Here is a 21067-nt window from a genome sequence, read left to right as displayed (position 1 = left end):
GTGGATAGAAAGAAGCCCGCCGAGGCGGGCTTCTCTATCTTTAAGCGGACAATTCCACCAGCAGTTTGTTTAACCGGCGGACATAGGCGGCGGGATCCTTGAGGCTATCGCCCGCGGCCAGTGCAGCCTGATCGAACAGGATGTGCGACAGGTCGGCGAAGCGGTCCTCATCGGGCTCGCCATCGAGTTTCTCGATCAGCGGGTGCTGCGGATTGATCTCGAAGATCGGCTTGGAGTCCGGCGCCTTCTGGCCGCTGGCTTCCAGGATCCGGCGCATCTGCAGACCCAGGTCCTGCTCACCGATGGCCAGGATCGCCGGCGAATCGGTCAGACGATGGGAAACGCGGACTTCGCTGACCTGGGCGTCCAGGGCCTGCTTGAGGCGCTCGACCAGGCCTTCCTTGGTTTTGGCGACCTCTTCCTGGGCCTGCTTGTCTTCTTCGCTGTCCAGCTTGCCGAGGTCGAGATCGCCACGAGCGACGTCAACGAAGTGCTTGCCGTCGAATTCGGTGAGGTAGCTCATCAGCCACTCGTCGATGCGATCGGTCAGCAGCAGCACCTCGACACCCTTCTTGCGGAAGACTTCCAGGTGCGGGCTGTTCTTGATCTGGGCGTGGCTCTCGCCAGTCAGGTAGTAGATCTTGTCCTGACCTTCCTTCATGCGGCCGATGTAGTCGGCCAGGGACACATTCTGAGCGTCATCGCCGTTGTGGGTCGAGGCGAAGCGCAGCAGACCGGCGATCTTCTCGCGGTTGGCGAAGTCTTCCGCCGGACCTTCCTTGAGCACCTGGCCGAAGTGGCCCCAGAACGACTGGTACTTTTCCGGTTCGCTCTTGGCCAGCTTCTCCAGCATGTCCAGCACGCGCTTGGTCAGCGCCGACTTCATGGAGTCGATCACCGGATCCTTCTGCAGGATCTCGCGGGAGACGTTCAGCGACAGGTCGTTGGAATCCACCACACCCTTGATGAATCTCAGGTACAGCGGCAGGAACTGGTCGGCCTGGTCCATGATGAAGACGCGCTGCACATAGAGCTTGAGGCCCTTGGGTGCTTCGCGCTGATACAGATCGAAGGGCGCACGGGCCGGCACGTACAGCAGCGAGGTGTATTCGAGCTTGCCCTCGACCTTGTTGTGGCTCCAGGTCAGCGGATTCTCGAAGTCATGGCCGACGTGCTTGTAGAACTCCTGGTAGTCCTCGTCCTTGAGTTCGGTACGCGGACGGGTCCAGAGCGCGCTGGCACGGTTGACGGTTTCCCACTCGGCGGCGGTCGGCTGCTCGTCCTCGCCACCCTGCTGCTCCTTGGGTAGCTCGATGGGCAGGCCGATGTGGTCGGAGTACTTCTTGACCACGTTGCGCAGGCGCCAGCCATCGGCGAATTCGGTTTCCTCAGGCTTGAGGTGCAGCACGATGCGGGTACCGCGCTCGGGCTTGTCGATGTTCGCGACCTCGAACTCCCCTTCCCCCTTCGACGACCAGTGCACGCCTTCGGCGGCAGGCTGGCCGGCACGGCGGGTGTAGACGTCGACCTGATCGGCGACGATGAAGGCCGAATAGAAGCCCACGCCGAACTGACCGATGAGGTTGGAATCCTTCTTCTGGTCGCCGCTGAGATTCTTCAGGAAATCGGCGGTACCGGACTTGGCGATGGTGCCGAGGTGGGCGATCACCTCTTCGCGGCTCATGCCGATGCCGTTGTCTTCAAGGGTGACCGTACCGGCCTCCTTGTCGAAGCTCAGGCGAATCTTCAGCGTATCCCCGCCTTCGAGCAGTTCGGGCTTGGACAAGGCCTCGAATCTGAGCTTGTCGGCCGCGTCGGAGGCGTTGGAAATCAATTCGCGCAGGAAGATTTCCTTGTTGGAATACAGCGAGTGAATCATCAGGTGAAGCAGCTGCTTCACTTCGGTCTGGAAGCCTAGGGTTTCCTTTTGAGTCTCCACACTCATGCTACGAACTCCGCTATCGATAGGTACGCACCAGATGCCTGGCGATGTCGCCGAGATGGGGGCGCCCGGAGACATTTCAACCTTGGCGCGCTCGGTTCGCGATGCAGGTAGGAATTTGCGCGATGCTGGAGCTAGACGCGGAACTTAACTTTTAACGGTGCGCTCGAACGGCTGTCGTGTAGTTCATAAGGAGAAAACACATGAAAAAGCCCTTCGCCATCGCCCTGCTCTTCACTGCCGCCTTCGGCCTCGCTGCCTGTGACAAGCCTTCCGAAAACAAGGCTCAGGATGCTGCCAAGACCGAACAGAAAGCTCAGGAAAACCTGAACAAAGCCGCCGAGCAGAGCAACAAGGCTGCCGAGCAGCGTAACGAAGCTGCCAACGAGGCCGCCAAGGAGCAATCCAAAGGCGAAGCCACCTCGGTCAGCCCGGCTACCGGTACCGCCAACGGCAACGCGCCGGCTACCCAGCCCAAGCCGTAAGCTGTCTGGATACGAAAAAAGCCCGCTTATGCGGGCTTTTTTGTGGGCGGCTGATTCAGGAGCGCGAGGGATCCGGCTCGGCCTCGTCCGCTTGGACGCGTTCGCCAGGCCGCAGGCTTTCCAGCGTCAGGGCGACCAGGCCCACCACCACGGCCGGCAACAGCCAGCCCAGCCCCGAGTCGGCCAGCGGCAGCCACTGTACGGCACCGCTCAGATAGGGCACCGTCAGGTGCGCCGCCTGCAGGCCGTCGAGGATGCCGAAGGCCAGGGCGACCAGCAGCACCGGGCCGAGAATGCGTCCGGGCGCCGCCCAGCGGGCGGTGAAGAAGCTCAGCACCACCAGCGCGATGCAGGGCGGATAGATGGCGGTCAGGATGGGCACCGAAATCTGGATCAGCTGGGTCAGCCCCAGGTTGGACACCAGCAGCGAGAAGGCCGCCAGCAGAACCACCAGGCTGCGATAGCTGAAGGGCAGGAATTCACTGAAGAATTCCGCGCAAGCGCAGGTCAGGCCCACCGCCGTGACCAGACAGGCCAGGGTAATCAGCACCGCGAGAAAGTCGCTGCCGACACTGCCGAAGGTGTGCTGCACATAGGCATGCAGGACCTCGGCGCCATTGCTGGCGTGGGGCACCAGCGACCCGCTGCCAGCGCCGAGCTGGAACAGGCTCAGGTAGACCAGCACCAGCCCTGCCCCGGCGATCAGGCCGGCGATGATGGTATAGCGCGTCAGCAATTGCGGCGCCGTCACGCCCCGGGCGCGAATGGCGTTGACGATGACGATACCGAACACCAGGGCGCCCAGGGTATCCATGGTCAGGTAGCCGTTGACGAAGCCCTGGGACAGCGCCCGCGAAGCATAGTCCGGCGCTGCCGTGGCAGGACCGCCGGCCGGCCAGAACAGCGCCGCACCACCCAGCACTGCCAGCGCCAGGATCTTCAGCGGACCAAGAAAGCGTCCCACGGTGTCGAGCAGGCGTCCCGGATAGAGCGAGACCACCAGCACCACTAGGAAGTAGGCCAGGCTGTAGAGAAACAGCGGTATGGGTCCGTTGCCCAGCAGCGGCGCGACGCCGACCTCGAAGGACACCGTGGCGGTGCGCGGCGTAGCGAACAGCGGCCCCACCGACAGGTAGCAGACGATGGCCAGGGTGCGGGCGGCCGTCTGGCCGAGCGGCTTGCTCAGGGCATCCATGCCACCGCCGACCCGCGCCAGGGCGATCAGCGTCAGCACCGGCAGGCCGACGGCGGTCAGCAGGAAGCCCAGGGCGGCGCTCCAGACGTGCTCGCCCGCCTGCAGACCGACGATCGGGGGAAAGATGATGTTGCCCGCGCCGACGAACAACGCGAACGTCATGAATCCAAGGGCCAGGACATCCCGGCTTTGCAAAGCTTTCATGGAAGGCAGTACCAGCAATGAGGAAAACGAGGCAGCCCGCCCTCATGGGAGCAGGTCTTGGCGGGGCCACGGCGTGGCCGTTGGAGCGGAAGGTTGCCATCCTAACGAATTACCGGCGAAAAGGCAGCCGGCAGCTGATGAGGCGTAATGAACGCGCCCATGAAAAAGGCCGCCCGGAGGCGGCCTTTTCTACAGTCAGTCAGGCTCAGGCCTGCTTGACTTCCCAACCGGTCAGCTCGGCCAAGGCCTTGCCGATGTCGGCCAGGGACCGCACGGTCTTCACACCGGCGTCCTGCAGGGCGGCGAACTTCTCGTCCGCAGTGCCCTTGCCACCGGAGATGATGGCGCCAGCGTGGCCCATGCGCTTGCCGGGCGGAGCGGTGACGCCGGCGATGTAGGACACCACCGGCTTGGTCACGTTGGCCTTGATGTAGGCCGCGGCTTCTTCTTCAGCGCTGCCGCCGATCTCGCCGATCATCACGATGGCTTCGGTCTGCGGATCTTCCTGGAATAGCTTCAGGATATCGATGAAGTTCGAACCCGGGATGGGATCGCCGCCGATGCCCACGCAGGTGGACTGGCCGAAGCCGGCGTCGGTGGTCTGCTTCACGGCTTCATAGGTCAGGGTGCCGGAACGCGACACGATACCGACCTTGCCCGGCAGGTGAATGTGACCGGGCATGATGCCGATCTTGCACTCGCCGGGGGTGATGACGCCGGGGCAGTTCGGGCCGATCAGGCGCACGCCCAGTTCGTCGCACTTCACCTTGGCATCCAGCATGTCGAGGGTGGGGATACCCTCGGTGATGCAGACGATCAGCTTGATACCGCCGAAGGCCGCTTCCAGGATGGAGTCCTTGCAGAAGGGAGCCGGCACGTAGATCACCGAAGCATCGGCGCCAGTGGCTTCCACCGCCTCGCGCACGGTGTTGAACACCGGCAGACCGAGGTGGGTGGAACCGCCCTTGCCGGGGGTCACGCCGCCAACCATCTGGGTGCCGTAGGCGATGGCCTGTTCGGAGTGGAAGGTACCCTGGCTACCGGTGAAGCCCTGGCAGATGACCTTGGTGTCTTTGTTGATCAGGACGCTCATTACTTACCCTCCGCGGCCTTGACGACCTGCTGGGCAGCGTCGGTCAGGCTGGTTGCCGCGATGATGTTCAGGCCGCTTTCGGCCAGGACCTTGGCACCGAGTTCGGCGTTGTTGCCTTCCAGGCGAACCACGACCGGCACCTTCACGCCAACTTCTTTAACGGCACCGATGATGCCTTCGGCGATCATGTCGCAGCGCACGATGCCGCCGAAGATGTTGACCAGAACGGCCTTCACGTTGCTGTCGGACAGGATGATCTTGAAGGCTTCGGTCACGCGCTCTTTGGTCGCGCCGCCGCCCACGTCCAGGAAGTTGGCCGGCTTGCCGCCGTGCAGGTTGACGATGTCCATGGTACCCATGGCCAGACCGGCACCGTTGACCATGCAGCCGATGCTGCCTTCCAGGGCCACGTAGTTCAGTTCCCACTTCTGCGCATGGGCTTCACGGGCGTCGTCCTGCGACGGGTCGTGGAAGGCACGCAGCTTGGGCTGACGGTAGATGGCGTTGCTGTCGATGTTGATCTTGGCATCCAGGCAGTGCAGGTTGCCATCCTTCTTGATCACCAGCGGGTTCACTTCCAGCAGCGCCAGGTCGTAGTCCTGGAACAGCTTGGCCAGACCGACGAAGATCTGGGTGAACTGCTTGATCTGGTCACCTTTCAGGCCCAGCTGGAACGCCAGGTCGCGACCCTGGTAGGGCTGAGCGCCCACCAGCGGATCGATGGTGGCCTTCAGAATCTTTTCCGGAGTGTCGTGAGCGACCTTCTCGATGTCCACGCCACCTTCGGTGGACGCCATGAACACGATACGGCGGCTGGAACGATCGACCACGGCGCCCAGATAGAGCTCCTGATCGATGTCGGTGCAGGATTCAACCAGGATCTTGGTGACCGGCTGACCGTTGGCGTCGGTCTGGTAGGTCACCAGACGCTGGCCCAGCCACTTGGCGGCGAATTCCTTGGCTTCTTCCTTGCTCTTGACCAGCTTCACACCACCGGCCTTACCACGGCCACCGGCGTGTACCTGGGCCTTGACGACCCACTCGTCGCCGCCGATACGGCCGCAAGCCTCGTAGGCCTCCTGGGGGGTGTCGACAGCGTAGCCTTTGGAAACGGGCAGGCCGTATTCAGCGAACAGCTGCTTACCCTGATACTCGTGGAGATTCATGCTTGTCTACCGTCTTCGTTGGGTATTGCGCATTCGACGCTGTGCGTTCTCCGAGCCGTCCTCCGGACGGTCGCGGGCACCGCGCCACCTGTGACCCCTGCCCTAGTGGGGTGTCTCACACCCCACTCACAAGAGTCCGAGGCGCCTTCCTGCGGTGGAGCCCTGAGGCTCCACGGCGGTCGGCGACCCCGTGGTTCCGTAAATCTCTTACCGCTTCTTGCGATTCACTGCGTGGATCGCATGACCGTTCACCGCCAGGGCCGCTTCGTGCAGCGCCTCGGACAACGTCGGGTGCGAGAACACCATCATGCCCAGGTCTTCGGCGCTGGTGCCGAATTCCATGGCGATGGCGCCTTGCTGCACCAGCTCCGCCGCGCTCGGGCCGACCACATGGACGCCCAGGACGCGATCGGTCTTGGCATCGGCCACGACCTTGACGAAACCGGCGGTGTCATTGGCCGCCAGGGCACGACCGCTGACCGCGAAGGGGAAGGTGCCGACATTGACTTCGACGCCTTCGGCCTTCAGGGCCTGCTCGGTCTTGCCGACCCACGCGATTTCCGGGTGGGTGTAGATCACCGAGGGGACCAGATCATAGTTCATCTGGGCCTTGTGACCAGCGATGCGCTCGGCGACCATCACGCCCTCTTCCGAGGCCTTGTGGGCCAGCATCAGACCGCGCACGCAGTCGCCGATGGCGAACACGCCCGGCACGCTGGTGGCGCAGTGGTCGTCGACGTAGATGTAGCCACGCTCGTCGCTTTCCACGCCGCTGTCGGACGCCAGCAGGTCGGTGGTCACCGGACGACGGCCCACGGCAACGATCAGGCGATCGAAGGTGATCTGCTTTTCTTCACCGGCTTCGGTGTAGTTGACGGTGACTTCTTCGCCATTGACCTGCGAGCCGGTCACACGAGCACCCATGCGGATGTTCAGACCCTGCTTGGAGAGGATCTTGTAGGCTTCCTTGGACACCTGCTCATCGGCGGCGACCAGGAACTTGTCCAGGGCCTCCAGCACGGTGACTTCGGCACCCAGGCGGGCCCAGACCGAACCCAGCTCCAGGCCGATGACGCCGGCACCGATCACGCCCAGACGCTTGGGCACGCTCTGGAATTCCAGGGCGCCAGTGGAATCGACGATGACCTTCTGGTCCACCGGAGCCGGCGGGATGTCGATGGGACGCGAGCCGGACGCCAGGATGACGTTTTCGGCCTCGACGACCTGGACGTTGCCGTCCAGACCGGTGACTTCGACCTTCTTGCCCGACAGCAGCTTGCCGTTGCCTTCCAGCAGGGTCACGCCGTTGGCCTTGAACAGGGTGGCCACGCCGCCAGTGAGGTTCTTCACGATCTGGTCCTTGCGGCCGATCATGGTGGGCACGTCGATGGTGACGTTCGGCGCGTCGATGCCGTGAACCTTAAAGCCCTCGTGGGCCTCGTGGTACTTGTAGGAGCTGTCCAGCAGCGCCTTGGAGGGAATGCAGCCCACGTTCAGGCAGGTGCCGCCCAGGGCGACCTTGCCTTCCTTGCCCTTGTAGCGCTCGACACAGGCCGTCTTCAGGCCAAGCTGCGCGGCGCGGATGGCGGCCACGTAGCCACCAGGGCCGGCGCCGATCACCACTACGTCGAATTTGTCGCTCATACACTAATCCCCTTGGAGCAGCTTCAGGCAGGAAAACTTGAAGCGGTGCGTGGCCCCTGCCCCGCACCGCGAGAGCCGGATCAGATGTCCAGCAGCAGACGAGCCGGGTCCTCCAGCAGGTCCTTCATGGTGACCAGGAAGGTCACGGCTTCCTTGCCATCGATCAGGCGATGGTCGTAGGACAGCGCAAGATACATCATCGGTAGGATCACCACCTGGCCGTTCACCGCCATCGGGCGTTCCTGGATCTTGTGCATGCCCAGGATCGCGGTCTGCGGCGGGTTGACGATGGGAGTGGACAGCAGCGAACCGAAGACACCACCGTTGGAGATGGTGAAGGTACCACCCTGCATGTCTTCCATGGTCAGCTTGCCGGCCTTGGCCTTCTTGCCGAAGTCGGCGATGGTGCCTTCCACTTCCGCCAGGCTCATGAACTCGGCGTTGCGCAGCACCGGCACCACCAGGCCACGGTCGCTGGACACGGCCACGCCGATGTCCTGGTAGCCGTGGTAGACGATGTCGTTGCCGTCGATGGAGGCGTTGACGCCCGGCTGGCGCTTGAGCGCCTCGGTGGCCGCCTTGACGAAGAAGGACATGAAGCCCAGGCGTACGCCATTGTGCTTCTTCTCGAACATGTCCTTGTACTTGGAGCGCAGGTCCATGATCGGCTTCATGTTGACCTCGTTGAAGGTCGTCAGCATGGCCATGCTGGACTGGGCTTCAACCAGGCGCTCGGCGACCTTGGCGCGCAGGCGGGTCATGGGCACGCGCTTCTCGGTGCGGTCGCCAGCGGCGGTCACCACCGGAGCGGCGGCGGCAGCGGGCTTGGCAGCCGGAGTGGCAGCGCCGGACTTCTTGGCCTCGACAGCGGCGACGGCGTCTTCCTTGGTGATGCGACCACCCTTGCCGGTGCCGACCAGGGTAGCCGGGTCGATGCCGTTCTCTTCGGCGATCTTGCGCGCGGCGGGCGCCAGGATCGGATCCTCTTCACCACCGACGGCCGGTGCGGCGGCCGGAGCACTGGCGGCAGCCGGCTGGGCAGCCGGAGCGGCGGCGGCAGTGGCGCCCTCCTCCACGCGAGCGATGACTTCTTCGCTCAGCACGGTATCGCCTTCGTTCTTCAGGATTTCGGCCAGGACGCCATCGGCCGGTGCCACGACTTCCAGCACGACCTTGTCGGTTTCGATGTCGACCAGCAGTTCGTCACGCTTGACCGCTTCGCCGGGCTTCTTGTGCCAGGTGGCGACGGTGCCGTCAGCGACCGATTCCGGGAAGGTAGGGGCTTTGATCTCGATAGCCATTCTATGAATTTCCTTAGTGATCTCTAGTAGTCGCGTGGCGAATCAAACGGAGAAAGCATCGTGCAGCAGTTTTTCCTGCTGCTCGGCGTGCATGGAGGCATAGCCGCAGGCCGGCGCGGCGGACGCATCGCGACCGGCGTATTCCAGACCCAGGCCCTGCTTGTAACCGGACACGGCGCGGCGCATGTGATGCTGGCTGCAGTACCAGGCGCCCTGGTTCATCGGCTCTTCCTGGCACCAGACCACGCGCTCGAGGTTCGGATAGCCGGCCAGTACGTCGGCCAGATCGTCTTCCGGGAACGGGTAGAGCTGCTCCAGACGCACGATGGCGATGTCCTGGCGATTCTCGCTGCGGCGCTTTTCCAGCAGGTCGTAGTAGACCTTGCCGCTGCACAGCACCAGGCGCTTCACCTGCTGGGCATCGATCTGATCCAGTTCGTTGATCACGGTCTGGAAGGAGCCATGGGCCAGGTCTTCCAGGGTCGAGATGGCCAGCTTGTGGCGCAGCAGCGACTTGGGCGTGAGTACCACCAGCGGCTTGCGCAGCGGGCGGATCACCTGGCGACGCAACAGATGGTAGATCTGCGCCGGCGTGGTGGGTACACAGACCTGGATGTTCTGCTCGGCGCACAGTTGCAGATAACGCTCCAGGCGTGCCGAGGAGTGCTCCGGGCCCTGGCCTTCGTAGCCATGGGGCAGCAGCATGGTCAGGCCGCAGAGACGACCCCACTTGATCTCGCCGCTGGTGATGAACTGGTCGATGACGACCTGGGCACCGTTGGCGAAGTCACCGAACTGGGCTTCCCAGACCACCAGCGCATTGGGCGTGGTGGTGGCGTAGCCGTATTCGAAGCCCAGTACCGCTTCCTCGGACAGGAAGGAGTCGTAGATCTCGAACGACGGCTGATTCTCGGCCAGGTGCTGCAGGGGCACGTAGGGTACGGCGTCCTTCTGGTTGTGCAGCACCGCGTGACGGTGCGAGAAGGTGCCACGGCCGACATCCTGACCGGTGATGCGGATCGGATGGCCTTCGTGCAACAGGGTGGCGTAGGCCATGGTCTCGGCGAAGCCCCAGTTCAAAGGCAGACCGCCGGCGGTCATCTTCTGGCGATCTTCGAGGATCTTGCCGACCTGACGCTGGACCACGACGCCTTCCGGAACCTGCAGCAGCTTGTTGGCCAAATCCTGCAGGGTCTTGAGGTCGAAGCCGGTGTCGTGCCGGGCGGTCCAGGCATGGCCGAGGTAGGGTTTCCAGTCGACGAACAGGTCGCGATTGGGCTCCTTGACCAGGCTGGCCACGACGTGACGGCCCTCGTCAAGGGCACCGCGATAGGCTTCGAACTGTGCCTGGACCTGCTCGGCAGTGACGACGCCGGCCTGGGTCAGGGCATCGGCGTAGAGATCGCGGGTGGTGCGCTGCTTGGCGATCTGCTGATACATCAACGGCTGGGTGCCGCTCGGCTCGTCGGCCTCGTTGTGGCCGCGACGGCGGTAGCACACCAGATCGATGACGATGTCACGCTTGAACTGCATGCGGTAGTCGACCGCCAGCTGGGTGACGAACAGCACCGCCTCGGGATCGTCGCCGTTCACATGGAAGATCGGCGCCTGGATCATCTTGGCGACATCGGTGGCGTACTCGGTGGAGCGCGCGTCTTCCTGGCGGTTGGTGGTGAAGCCCACCTGGTTGTTGATCACGAGGTGCAGGGTGCCGCCGGTCTTGTAGGCCCGGGTCTGCGACATCTGGAAGGTTTCCATGACCACGCCCTGGCCGGCGAAGGCGGCGTCGCCGTGGATGGCCACGGGCACGACCTTGTCACCGGAGCGATCGCCGCGGCGATCCTGGCGCGCGCGTACCGAACCTTCCACCACCGGAGAGACGATCTCCAGGTGCGAGGGATTGAACGCCAGCGCCAGGTGGACTTCGCCGCCCTGGGTCATGACGTTGGAGGAGAAGCCCTGGTGATACTTGACGTCACCGGAGCCCAGCTCGACCAGCTTCTTGCCTTCGAACTCGTCGAACAGGTCGCGCGGGTTCTTGCCCAGGGTGTTGACCAGCACGTTCAGGCGGCCACGGTGGGCCATGCCGATCACCAGTTCCTTGACCCCATAGGAGCCGGAACGCTGGATGATCTCGTCGATCAGCGGAATCAGGCTCTCGCCACCTTCCAGGCCGAATCTCTTGGTGCCCGGGTACTTGGTGCCCAGGTACTTTTCCAGACCCTCGGCGGCGGTCAGACGCTCCAGCAGATGGGTACGGACTTCCGGCGAATACTGCGGACGGCCACGGACGCTTTCCAGGCGCTGCAGGAACCAGCGGCGCTCCTCAGAATCGACGATGTGCATGAACTCCGCACCAACCGTGCGGCAATATGTCTCTTGCAGCGCATCCCTGATTTCGCGGAGAGTTGCTTCCTCTTTGCCGATGAACAATTCACCGGTACGGAAGGTGGTATCCAGATCGGCGTCGGTCAACCCATAGTGGTTGAGCAGCAGATCGGCAGGCGGCTGACGCTGCCACAGACCCAAGGGGTCGAGTTGGGCAGCCTGATGACCCTGCAGACGGTACGCCTGGATCAGACGCAGGACTTCGACCTGCTTCTTCTCGTGTTCGGAACTGACGGTACCGGCCGAGACCGGCTGAGCTCGCCGCTGATTCTTGCCCAGCAGCACGAAATGGTCGCGGATCGCGGAATGCGCGACGTCCGGCGAATTGCCAGTGACCGCGGGAAGCTTCTGGAAGTAGGTGCGCCATTCTTCCGGCACAGCGTTGGCATCGTGCAGAAACAGCTCATAGAGCTCTTCCACATAGGCAGCATTACTGCCGGACAGGTGAGCGCTGTCCCACAGTTGCTGCATCTGACTTTCGTGCATCTAGTTCACCCCTTCGGCAGAGATAGCATCAGCCGATGACCAGCCTCGACGCGAGACCTGGCCTCACTACGACTGCGCCAATGCCCGGATGCGGTTCCGGGTATCCCTGAATGGACATTGGTTGAATCAAGCTATCAAGGTCGCTAACGAACCCGCCCGGCACAACTGGCCGGGCGGGACGTGGATCAGGTACCGCTCTGCAGCAGCATCGCCCGCACATGGCCAATGGCCTTGGTCGGGTTCAGCCCCTTGGGACAGACCGCCACGCAGTTCATGATCGAACGGCAGCGGAACACGCTGAACGGATCGTCCATGGCGGCCAGACGCTCCTGGGTCTTGGTGTCGCGACTGTCGGCCAGGAAACGATAGGCCTGCAGCAGCGCAGCGGGGCCGAGGAACTTGTCGGGATTCCACCAGAAGGACGGGCAGGACGTCGAGCAGCAGGCGCACAGAATGCACTCGTACAGACCATCGATCTTCTCGCGGTCTTCCGGGCTCTGCAGGCGCTCGATGGCCGGTGCTGGGGTCTCGTTCTGCAGGAACGGCTTCACCTTCTCGTACTGCTTGTAGAAGATGCTCATGTCGACGACCAGGTCACGAATGACCGGCAGGCCAGGCAGCGGACGCACGACCAGCTTGCCGTTCTTGACCACCGCCGACAACGGCGTGATGCATGCCAGGCCGTTCTTGCCGTTGATGTTCATACCGTCGGAGCCGCACACGCCTTCGCGGCAGGAACGACGGTAGGAGAAGCCTTCATCCTGCTCTTTGATCAGAGCCAGGACGTCCAGCACCATGAGGTCCTTCCCACCGGTATCGACCTGGAACTCCTGCATGGACGGCAGGCCGTCCTGATCCGGGTTGTAACGATAAACGCTGACTTTCAACATGGTGGTCACCTTTAGTAAGTCCGAACCTTGGGTTCGAACATCGGTACGGTCTTGGGCGCGAAGTTGACGTCACGCTTACTGACCCGCTTTTCACCGGGGAAATAGAGGGTGTGGCACAGCCAGTTCTCGTCGTCGCGCTCTTCGAAGTCTTCACGGGCGTGAGCACCACGGGACTCTTTGCGGTTCTCGGCGGCGATGGCGGTCGCTTCGGCCACTTCGAGCAGGTTCTGCAACTCGAGCGCTTCGATACGGGCGGTGTTGAAGCCCTGACTCTTGTCGTTGATCTTGACCTTGGCGATGCGCTCGCGCAGGTCGGCCAGCTCGGCGATGCCCTTCTGCATGTACTCGCCGGTGCGGAACACCCCGAAGTAGTTCTGCATGCAGGTCTGCAGTTGCTTGCGCAGGGTGGCGACGTCGTCACCGGTGGTGCGCTCGTTGACGCCGGACAGGCGCTGCAGCGAGGCTTCCAGATCGCTTTCCGAGGCACCGCGGTGCTCGATACCTTCCTTGAGCGCCTTCTCCAGGTGCAGACCAGCGGCACGCCCGAAGACCACAAGGTCCAGCAGCGAGTTGCCACCCAGACGGTTGGCCCCGTGCACGGACACGCAGGCCACTTCGCCTACGGCGAACAGGCCTTCGATGATCTTGTCGTTGCCGTTGGCGTCCTGGGTGATGGCCTGGCCATGAATGTTGGTGGCGATGCCGCCCATCATATAGTGGCAGGTGGGGATCACGGGCACCGGTGCGACGACCGGATCGACATGGGCGAAGGTCTTGGACAGTTCGCAGATACCGGGCAGACGGCTGTGCAGCACGTCTTCACCCAGGTGATCCAGCTTCAGCAGCACGTGATCGCCATCCGGACCGCAACCGTTGCCGGCCAGCACTTCCTTGACCATGGAACGGGCGACCACGTCGCGACCGGCCAGGTCCTTGGCGTTGGGCGCATAGCGCTCCATGAAGCGCTCGCCATGCTTGTTGATCAGGTAGCCACCCTCACCGCGGCAACCCTCGGTGACCAGTACCCCGGCGCCGGCGATGCCAGTGGGGTGGAACTGCCACATCTCGATGTCCTGCACCGGCACGCCGGCACGCAGCGCCATGCCGACGCCGTCACCGGTGTTGATCAGGGCGTTGGTGGTGGAGGCATAGATACGGCCCGCACCGCCGGTGGCCAGCACGGTAGCCTTGGCCTTGACGTAGACGGTCTCGCCGGTTTCGATGGCGATGGCGATGACGCCGACCACGACACCATCCTGGTTCTTGACCAGATCCACGGCGTACCACTCGTTGAGGAAGACCGTGTTGTTCTTCAGGTTGCCCTGATAGAGGGTGTGCAGCAGAGCGTGACCGGTACGGTCGGCTGCGGCGCAGGTACGTGCGGCCTGGCCACCCTTGCCGTAGTCCTTGGACTGACCGCCGAAGGGACGCTGATAGATGCGGCCCTGCTCGGTACGGGAAAACGGCAGACCCATGTGCTCGAGTTCGAAGACCGCTTCCGGGCCCACGGAACACATGTACTCGATGGCGTCCTGGTCACCGATGTAGTCAGACCCCTTGACGGTGTCGTACATGTGCCAGCGCCAGTCGTCGTTCGGGTCGGCCGAAGCGATGGCGCAGGTGATGCCGCCCTGAGCGGACACGGTATGGGAGCGGGTCGGGAAAACCTTGGTGATCACCGCGGTCTTGTGGCCAGACTGGGCCAGTTGCAGGGCGGCGCGCATACCGGCGCCGCCGCCACCTACGATGATGGCATCAAACGAAATATGACGAATTGTGGACATAGATCAAACACCCCAGAAGATCTGCACGCCCCAGACGAAGAACGCGAACATCGCGAACCCGCATACCGCCTGGAAGAGAAAACGCACGGCGGTAGCACCCTTGCCGATTGCCATGGTGGTCAGGTAGTCGGTGGAGATGGTCCACATACCAACCCAGGCATGAACGCAGATGGACACCAGCGCCAACAGGCTGAAGATGCGCATCAGGGTGTGGGAGAACAGGCCGTGCCATTGCTCGAAGGTGAGCCCTGGATGAAGGATCAGGAAGCCGATGAGAAAGAGGAAGTAGACCGCGAGGACGACTGCCGAGACCCGTTGAGCCATCCAGTCGTAGAGACCGGAACGCGAAAGATTGGTGACGTTGGTTACCATACCCAAACCCCTGCCAGAATGATCAGAACTGCGGAAATGACCAGCACGAGCTGCGCACCCAGCTTGCCGCCCTGCAGGGTTTCGCCGGCGCCACCATCCATGATCAGGTGCCGAATGCCGGCGACCAGGTGGTAGAGCAATGCGGACAGCAGACCCCAGATCACGAGCTTGACCAGCGGATAGGCCAGAAAAGCTTTCACTTGGCCGAAGCCTTCCGGGCTACCCAACGACAGATGCAGGCCATAGAGCATGACTGCGATGCCGAGGAAGAGGATGACGCCGGAGATACGGTGAAGAATCGAGGTATAAGCTGTGATAGGTAGTTTGATGGTCCTGAGATCTAGGTTTACAGGTCGTTTGCTATTCACGGCTTCTTTCACACTGAGGGCCCAATTACGGTCGGGCTAGTTATAGGAGATTCCACATCTGCTACACGCTTCCTGTTGAAAGCGTCTCGACCGCTCGGCATCAGCTCGCCGACCCGGCACGGTCGGGCGAGAATTATAGACAGTTAGCCTACTCATGACAAACGCGGATACCCGATCCCGACGTCGCCAGCTGATATTCAGAAGCCTGCGTGTTAATGTCTTTTCGCCGCACAATCTGCCCAGAAAGCGCCTCTAGGGTGATATTTTCGTAAATTGACTTTCAAATTTATCCCTCTATAGTGGGCGAGGCCCTGAGTGGAGGGTTTATTGATGATTTCAAAGCAAAATAAGGAGGCCTAATGGCTGACAAGAAAGCGCAGTTGATCATCTCGGGAGCGGATCCGGTTGACCTGCCCGTTATGTCCGGCACCCTCGGCCCGGACGTGATCGATGTTCGCAACCTCACCTCCACTGGTGTGTTCACCTTCGACCCGGGCTTCATGTCCACTGCCTCGTGCGAGTCCAAGATCACCTACATCGACGGTGACAAGGGCATCCTGCTGCATCGTGGCTACCCGATCGAGCAATTGGCGGAGAAATCCGACTACCTCGAGACCTGTTACCTGCTGCTCAAGGGTGAGTTGCCGAACGCGCAAGAAAAAGCGCAGTTCGTTGACACCATCAAGAACCACACCATGGTTCACGAGCAACTGAAGAACTTCTTCAACGGCTTCCGTCGCGATGCGCATCCCATGGCCATCATGTGCGGCGTAGTCGGCGCCTTGTCGGCCTTCTATCACGACTCCCTAGACATCACCGATCCGCAGCACCGCGAGATTTCGGCGATGCGCCTGATCGCCAAGATGCCGACCCTGGCCGCCATGGTGCACAAGTACTCCATGGGTCAGCCGATGATGTATCCCCGCAACAACCTGGGCTATGCGGAAAACTTCCTGCACATGATGTTCAACACCCCGTGCGAGGAAAAACCCATCAGCCCAGTGCTGGCCCGTGCCATGGATCGCATCTTCATCCTGCATGCCGACCATGAGCAGAACGCCTCCACCTCCACCGTTCGCCTGGCCGGCTCTTCGGGCGCCAACCCCTTCGCCTGCATCGCTGCCGGCATTGCCGCCCTCTGGGGTCCGGCGCATGGTGGCGCCAACGAAGCCGTGCTGAAGATGCTGGACGAGATCGGCGATGTCGCCAACATCGACAAGTTCGTGGCCAAGGCCAAGGACAAGAACGATCCGTTCAAGCTGATGGGCTTCGGCCACCGGGTCTACAAGAACTTCGATCCCCGCGCCACGGTGATGAAGCAGACCTGCGACGAAGTCCTGGCCGAGCTCGGCATCAACGATCCGCAGCTGGAGCTGGCCATGCGCCTGGAAGAACTGGCCCGCAAGGACCCCTACTTCGTCGAGCGCAACCTCTATCCGAACGTGGACTTCTACTCTGGCATCATCCTCAAGGCGATCGGCATTCCGACCAGCATGTTCACCGTGATCTTCGCCATGGCGCGCACCGTTGGCTGGATCTCGCATTGGCAGGAAATGCTGTCCGGCCCCTACAAGATCGGCCGGCCGCGCCAGCTGTACACCGGCGTCGCCCAACGCGACATCTCGGACGATCGCGGCTGATCGATCCGTAAAGAAGAACCCCGCTTCGGCGGGGTTTTTTATGCCTGCAGTGCCTGGATCTACGTCTGACGCCAAGAACGTCAGGCATGAAAAAGCCCGCACTAGGCGGGCTTTTTCATGTCTGGATCAGGCAGATTACTTGGCCTGAGCTTCGACTTCGGCTTCTACGCGACGGTTAACAGCGCGACCGGCTTCGGTAGCGTTGTCAGCAACCGGGCGAGACTCACCGTAACCAACAGCGTTCACACGGCCACCCTGCACGCCGTACTGGTTGACCAGCACGTTACGCACGGCGTTGGCACGACGCTCGGACAGCTTCTGGTTGTAGGCGTCGGTGCCGACGGAGTCGGTGTGGCCTTCAACGGTGGTCGAGGTCTGCGGGTACTGCTGCATGAAGTCAGCCAGGTTCTTGATGTCGGCGTAGCTGTTGGGCTTGACCACGGCCTTGTCGAAATCGAACTTCACGTCCAGCTCGACGCGAACGGTTTCAGCGGCAGCCGGGCAGCCGGTAGCGTCAACGGTGACGTTGGCCGGGGTGTTCGGGCACTTGTCGACGTTGTCGCAAACGCCATCGTTGTCGGAATCGGTGCAGACGTCAGCAACGGGGGCCGGAGCCGGAGCCGGAGCGACTTCTTTCTTGGTGGAACCACCGAAGTTCAGACCAACACCAACAGCAGCGCTCCACTCGGTGTCGCCGTAGTCGATGTTGTAGTTGGCTTGCACGCCGGTACGGGCATACAGGTTCTCGGTGAAGTAGTACTTCAGGCCGGCACCCAGGTTGGCGTAGGTGGAGTGATCACGACCACCTTCGTTGATGTCGCGGTTGCTGATGGACTGGTGAGCGAAACCACCGGACACGTACGGACGCAGGCCGACGCCGGGCTGACCGAAGTGGTAGTAGGCATCCAGAGCGGCCAGGCTGCCCTTGATGTTCTTGTGGCCCAGGTCGCGGTCGCCACGGGCGTTGTGGTACTCACCGTAGGACAACGCCAGCTCAACGTCGTCGGTCAGGAAGTAGCCAACGGAACCGCCGTACAGGTCAGCGTTGGTCATGTTGCGCTGGCTGTCGGTGAACAGACGGCTGCCGAACAGCTCAGTCTCGACGGCGCCTTGACCTTGTGCCAGGGCGCTCAGCGAGGCGCTTGCCAGCAGGGAGCCGATCACGACGCCCAAGGTGCTCTTCAGTTTCATCCTTTGTATCCCCATTTTAGTGGTACTAATTCCGGCAATCTCCGGAGGCTTCGACAACAAGTTTTCGTGAAGTTCAAAAACTTACAGCTGACACATCCGGTCAGCCCTCAACTTCAGCTGCGAACTTGTCACGCAGTTTGTCGAGTGCCCGCTTGTATCGCATCTTGGTGGCGCTGAGCCCCATGTGCATGATGTCGGCTATCTCCTGGAACTCCAGCTCCGCGACGAAACGCAGCACCAGGATCTCCCGATCGACCTGCCCCACATGGACCAGCCAGCGATCCATCCCTCCCTTTTCTTCCAGCTTCGGCGCCCGTTCCTCGGAGGCTTCCTCCATCGGATCCAGACTTAATGCCTCCACCAGCCGCCGCTTGCGGCGTTCCTTGCGGTACTGAGTGATGCACTCGTTGTAGGTGATGCTGTACAGCCAGGTCTTGAATTTCGATTTCCCCTCGAAATTCTTCAAACCGTAAAGCACCTTCAGCATGATCTCCTGGCAGACATCGTCGGCATCCCGGTCGTTCCCCAGGTAACGGGCGCAGACGTTGAACAGGGTGCGCTGATAGCGGCGCATCAGTTCTTCGTAGGCTCGCGTCACGTGGAAGAGTTCACCATGCGCGCGCTGGACCAGCTCTTCATCGCTGAGCGTGGTCGGATCGTAGGCATGAGGGGCAGGCTTGTTCAAGACGGAATTGGCTACCAAAAAGTGGCGGGCATGATAGCCATCTCCGCGACGCCTGTCAGCGGCTGCGGACCTGAGCCTCCAGCAATAGACGGTTCGGAACCGAAACGATGTCGCCCTCCTCGGTCATGATGAGAGTCTTGGCAGTACCGATCTCCTCGATCTCGCCTTCGACATCCGCCAAGGTCACCCACTGGCCGACTTCGTAGAGTTCGCGCACGTAGATACCGGCCAGAATCTGCGACACCAGTCCCCGGCTACCCAGCCCCAGGGCCAGGGCTGCAGCCAGGGCGAAGGCGGTGAGCACGATGGCGATGACCAGGTTCAGCAGTTCGGTCTTGATCTCCAGCTGACCGACCGCGACCGAGATCGCAATGATGATGACCAGGCCCTGGGCCAGACGCCCCAGCCCTGCGGCGTAATCCAGGCCGACGCCCTCGGCGGCGCCGTGGACCAGGCCGCTGACCAGTTGCGCCAGCAGCACCCCGACGATGAGCACCAGGGCGGCGCCAAAGATCTTGGGCACATAAAGCGCCATGACGTCCAGGGTGGAGGAAACGCGCTGCAAACCCAGGGACTCGGCCGCCGACACCAGGAACACCAGCAGGACGAACCAGTAGACGATCCGGCCGATCAAAGTGGTGACCGGCATGCGCATGCCGATCTTGGCCAGTTGCTTGGTCACGCCGGCACCGGCGAGCACGCGGTCCAGGCCGAGCTTGGCGAGGACCTTCGACAGCACGGTGTCGAGAATCTTGGCGACTGCGAAGCCCGCCAGGATCACCACCAGGGCACCGAAGACGTTGGGAATGAAGCCGGCCACCTTGCTCCACAGGGTGGTCATGGCGGACAGCAGACTCTGGGTCCAGATATCGAATTCCATCTACTTCAGGATCTCCGGGGAAGATTCGCTACGTGCGGTACGGCGCGAGCGCGGCTTCAGATGAGGGGCGCCAGTGCCCAGTGCCAGCAGCAGCGCCGATGCCCAGTGCCGCCCGATCAGATCGAACAGCGCACCCGCGCCCACCTGACGATTGGCGGTCTTGAGCACACGATGCAATCGTGCCTGATCATCGCCCTCCTCGTCCTGAGCATTGGCCGGGGTATTGAGGAGCGCCTTGAGGGACGCTTCGAAGGGATCGTGCATAGGCACCTCGCTGGTCGTTTCCTCTTGACGCAGCGAGGTGGAGACGGGTCACAGCCAGCGCAGTCGGCGAAACAGCCAGACCTGGAAGATCGCCACCGCGCCGATCAGCAGGCAGGCGGCCACGAAGCCGAAGACGGATGACGAACCCGGCATGCCCCCCATGTTCATCCCGAGCAGACCGGTGATGAAGCTGATGGGCAGGAAGAAGCCGGTGATGATGGCCAGCAGATAGAGGGTGCGGTTGGTCTTTTCCGTGGTCGCCCGTTGCTCGGCGTCCTGCAGCAGCGCGACCCGCTCGCGCATGACCTCGAGCTCTTCCAGGTTGCGCACCAGACTGTTGTGCAATTCGCTCCAGTAGCCCTGACTGGCCGCCTCGACGAACCAGGCCGGCTTGCCACGGGCCAGGTCGCCATAGATGTCGCGCTGCGGGGCCAGATAACGGCGCAGCCCGGTGGCGCGGCGCCTGAGGGTTAGCACCTGGGCATGGTCGGGCAGGCTGCCCTCGTCCTGGTCGACCTGCTCCTCGAGACCATCGAGTTGATCGGACAGGCCACGCACCAGGTCATCGACCCGACTGGTCATGTAGCTGGCGAGGTAGAGCACCAGCTCCTCGGTATTCTGGGCGCCGATGCCCGCCTCCAGGTCCTCCTGGACCTCGGCGGCGGCCTTCATGGGCCTCATGCGCAGGGAGATGACCCGGCGTTTGTCGACGAATACCCGCAGCGAGACCATGTCTTCGGGCACGGCGCCGGGATTGAGGTTCACCCCGCGCAGGAACAGCAGGAGGCTGTCGTCGGGCTGATTGACCAGGCGTGGGCGGGTCGCCTCTTCCAGCAGCAGATCGCAGGCGAATTCGCTCAGACCACTGGATTGCCGGAGCCAGGCCTGGGCCTCGGGCACACTGCGATCCCAGTGCAGCCACAGCACCTCGCCGGGACCTGGCTCGACCTCGGCCAGTTCACGGCGACTCAGGCGCCGTCCACCACCGCGGCCGTCGAGGAGATAGCCATAGACGAGGCCCTGTTCCACATTACTGTCGTACTGCTGCATCTGGTGTCTCGTGCAAGGATGCTGCCCCCGTGTGGTGAG

The 21067-nt window shown here is 62.4% G+C and carries 18 protein-coding genes; 2 read left to right on the top strand and 16 right to left on the bottom strand.

The genetic code is table 11. The features are described 5' to 3' along the window. Window positions 1-40: 40 nt before the first annotated feature. A complete protein-coding gene (gene htpG, locus FEZ61_RS00505; protein ID WP_064306644.1) occupies window positions 41-1945 on the bottom strand; it encodes a molecular chaperone HtpG in 1905 nt (634 codons plus the stop codon). Between the two features lie 200 nt (window positions 1946-2145). Here htpG and FEZ61_RS00500 point away from each other — a divergent pair, with 200 nt between their 5' ends. After that, a complete protein-coding gene (locus FEZ61_RS00500) occupies window positions 2146-2427 on the top strand; it encodes a hypothetical protein (protein ID WP_007159246.1) in 282 nt (93 codons plus the stop codon). 55 nt (window positions 2428-2482) lie between these two features. Here the strand turns inward: FEZ61_RS00500 and brnQ are convergent, their stop codons facing one another. The 10 genes from brnQ to sdhC form a co-directional block, all read right to left on the bottom strand. Then, window positions 2483-3826, bottom strand: coding sequence for a branched-chain amino acid transport system II carrier protein (gene brnQ / locus FEZ61_RS00495; protein ID WP_064306645.1), 1344 nt, complete (start codon window positions 3824-3826; stop codon window positions 2483-2485). 205 nt (window positions 3827-4031) lie between these two features. Further along, window positions 4032-4919: a succinate--CoA ligase subunit alpha gene (gene sucD, locus FEZ61_RS00490; RefSeq protein WP_017638886.1), complete on the bottom strand. Its 888-nt coding sequence runs from the start codon at window positions 4917-4919 to the stop codon at window positions 4032-4034. Continuing rightward, window positions 4919-6085 (bottom strand): ADP-forming succinate--CoA ligase subunit beta, encoded by a 1167-nt coding sequence (gene sucC / locus FEZ61_RS00485; protein ID WP_064306646.1) that lies wholly within the window; start codon window positions 6083-6085, stop codon window positions 4919-4921. Before sucC ends, sucD begins: the two co-directional genes overlap by 1 nt. 207 nt (window positions 6086-6292) lie before the next feature. Beyond that, complete coding sequence (lpdA, locus tag FEZ61_RS00480) at window positions 6293-7729, bottom strand: dihydrolipoyl dehydrogenase (RefSeq protein ID WP_017638888.1); 1437 nt, start codon at window positions 7727-7729, stop codon at window positions 6293-6295. A gap of 80 nt (window positions 7730-7809) precedes the next feature. Further along, a complete protein-coding gene (gene odhB / locus FEZ61_RS00475) occupies window positions 7810-9030 on the bottom strand; it encodes a 2-oxoglutarate dehydrogenase complex dihydrolipoyllysine-residue succinyltransferase (RefSeq protein WP_173146718.1) in 1221 nt (406 codons plus the stop codon). Window positions 9031-9072: 42 nt separating this feature from the next. Beyond that, window positions 9073-11904 (bottom strand): 2-oxoglutarate dehydrogenase E1 component, encoded by a 2832-nt coding sequence (locus FEZ61_RS00470; protein ID WP_064306648.1) that lies wholly within the window; start codon window positions 11902-11904, stop codon window positions 9073-9075. Between the two features lie 185 nt (window positions 11905-12089). Further along, complete coding sequence (locus tag FEZ61_RS00465) at window positions 12090-12794, bottom strand: succinate dehydrogenase iron-sulfur subunit (RefSeq protein ID WP_017638890.1); 705 nt, start codon at window positions 12792-12794, stop codon at window positions 12090-12092. Between the two features lie 11 nt (window positions 12795-12805). Next, on the bottom strand, window positions 12806-14578 hold the full coding sequence (gene sdhA, locus FEZ61_RS00460) for a succinate dehydrogenase flavoprotein subunit (protein WP_026083584.1): 1773 nt from the start codon (window positions 14576-14578) through the stop codon (window positions 12806-12808). A gap of 3 nt (window positions 14579-14581) precedes the next feature. Next, window positions 14582-14950, bottom strand: coding sequence for a succinate dehydrogenase, hydrophobic membrane anchor protein (gene sdhD, locus FEZ61_RS00455; protein WP_017638892.1), 369 nt, complete (start codon window positions 14948-14950; stop codon window positions 14582-14584). After that, a complete protein-coding gene (gene sdhC, locus FEZ61_RS00450) occupies window positions 14944-15330 on the bottom strand; it encodes a succinate dehydrogenase, cytochrome b556 subunit (protein ID WP_026083585.1) in 387 nt (128 codons plus the stop codon). Before sdhC ends, sdhD begins: the two co-directional genes overlap by 7 nt. A gap of 347 nt (window positions 15331-15677) precedes the next feature. On the opposite strand from sdhC, the gene gltA reads away from it, so the two are divergent. Beyond that, window positions 15678-16958: a citrate synthase gene (gene gltA, locus FEZ61_RS00445; protein WP_017638893.1), complete on the top strand. Its 1281-nt coding sequence runs from the start codon at window positions 15678-15680 to the stop codon at window positions 16956-16958. A gap of 135 nt (window positions 16959-17093) precedes the next feature. Here the strand turns inward: gltA and FEZ61_RS00440 are convergent, their stop codons facing one another. The 5 genes from FEZ61_RS00440 to FEZ61_RS00420 form a co-directional block, all read right to left on the bottom strand. Then, window positions 17094-18149: an OmpA family protein gene (locus tag FEZ61_RS00440; RefSeq protein ID WP_017638894.1), complete on the bottom strand. Its 1056-nt coding sequence runs from the start codon at window positions 18147-18149 to the stop codon at window positions 17094-17096. 100 nt (window positions 18150-18249) lie between these two features. Next, complete coding sequence (gene sigX, locus FEZ61_RS00435; RefSeq protein WP_007159259.1) at window positions 18250-18834, bottom strand: RNA polymerase sigma factor SigX; 585 nt, start codon at window positions 18832-18834, stop codon at window positions 18250-18252. Window positions 18835-18889: 55 nt separating this feature from the next. Next, window positions 18890-19714 carry a mechanosensitive ion channel domain-containing protein gene (locus tag FEZ61_RS00430; protein WP_017638896.1) on the bottom strand — a complete coding sequence of 275 codons (825 nt, stop codon included), beginning with the start codon at window positions 19712-19714 and terminating at the stop codon, window positions 18890-18892. Next, window positions 19715-19978 (bottom strand): hypothetical protein, encoded by a 264-nt coding sequence (locus tag FEZ61_RS00425; RefSeq protein WP_064306650.1) that lies wholly within the window; start codon window positions 19976-19978, stop codon window positions 19715-19717. A gap of 48 nt (window positions 19979-20026) precedes the next feature. After that, complete coding sequence (locus FEZ61_RS00420) at window positions 20027-21028, bottom strand: zinc transporter ZntB (protein WP_173146716.1); 1002 nt, start codon at window positions 21026-21028, stop codon at window positions 20027-20029. Window positions 21029-21067: the final 39 nt, after the last annotated feature.

Origin of the sequence: Pseudomonas sp. MS15a(2019), assembly GCF_013277805.1 — a bacterium.
Classification (GTDB): Bacteria; Pseudomonadota; Gammaproteobacteria; order Pseudomonadales; family Pseudomonadaceae; genus Chryseomonas; species Chryseomonas benzopyrenica.
The sequence above is the reverse complement of the archived record's forward strand: the minus strand, read 5'-3'. Positions and strand labels throughout refer to the sequence as shown.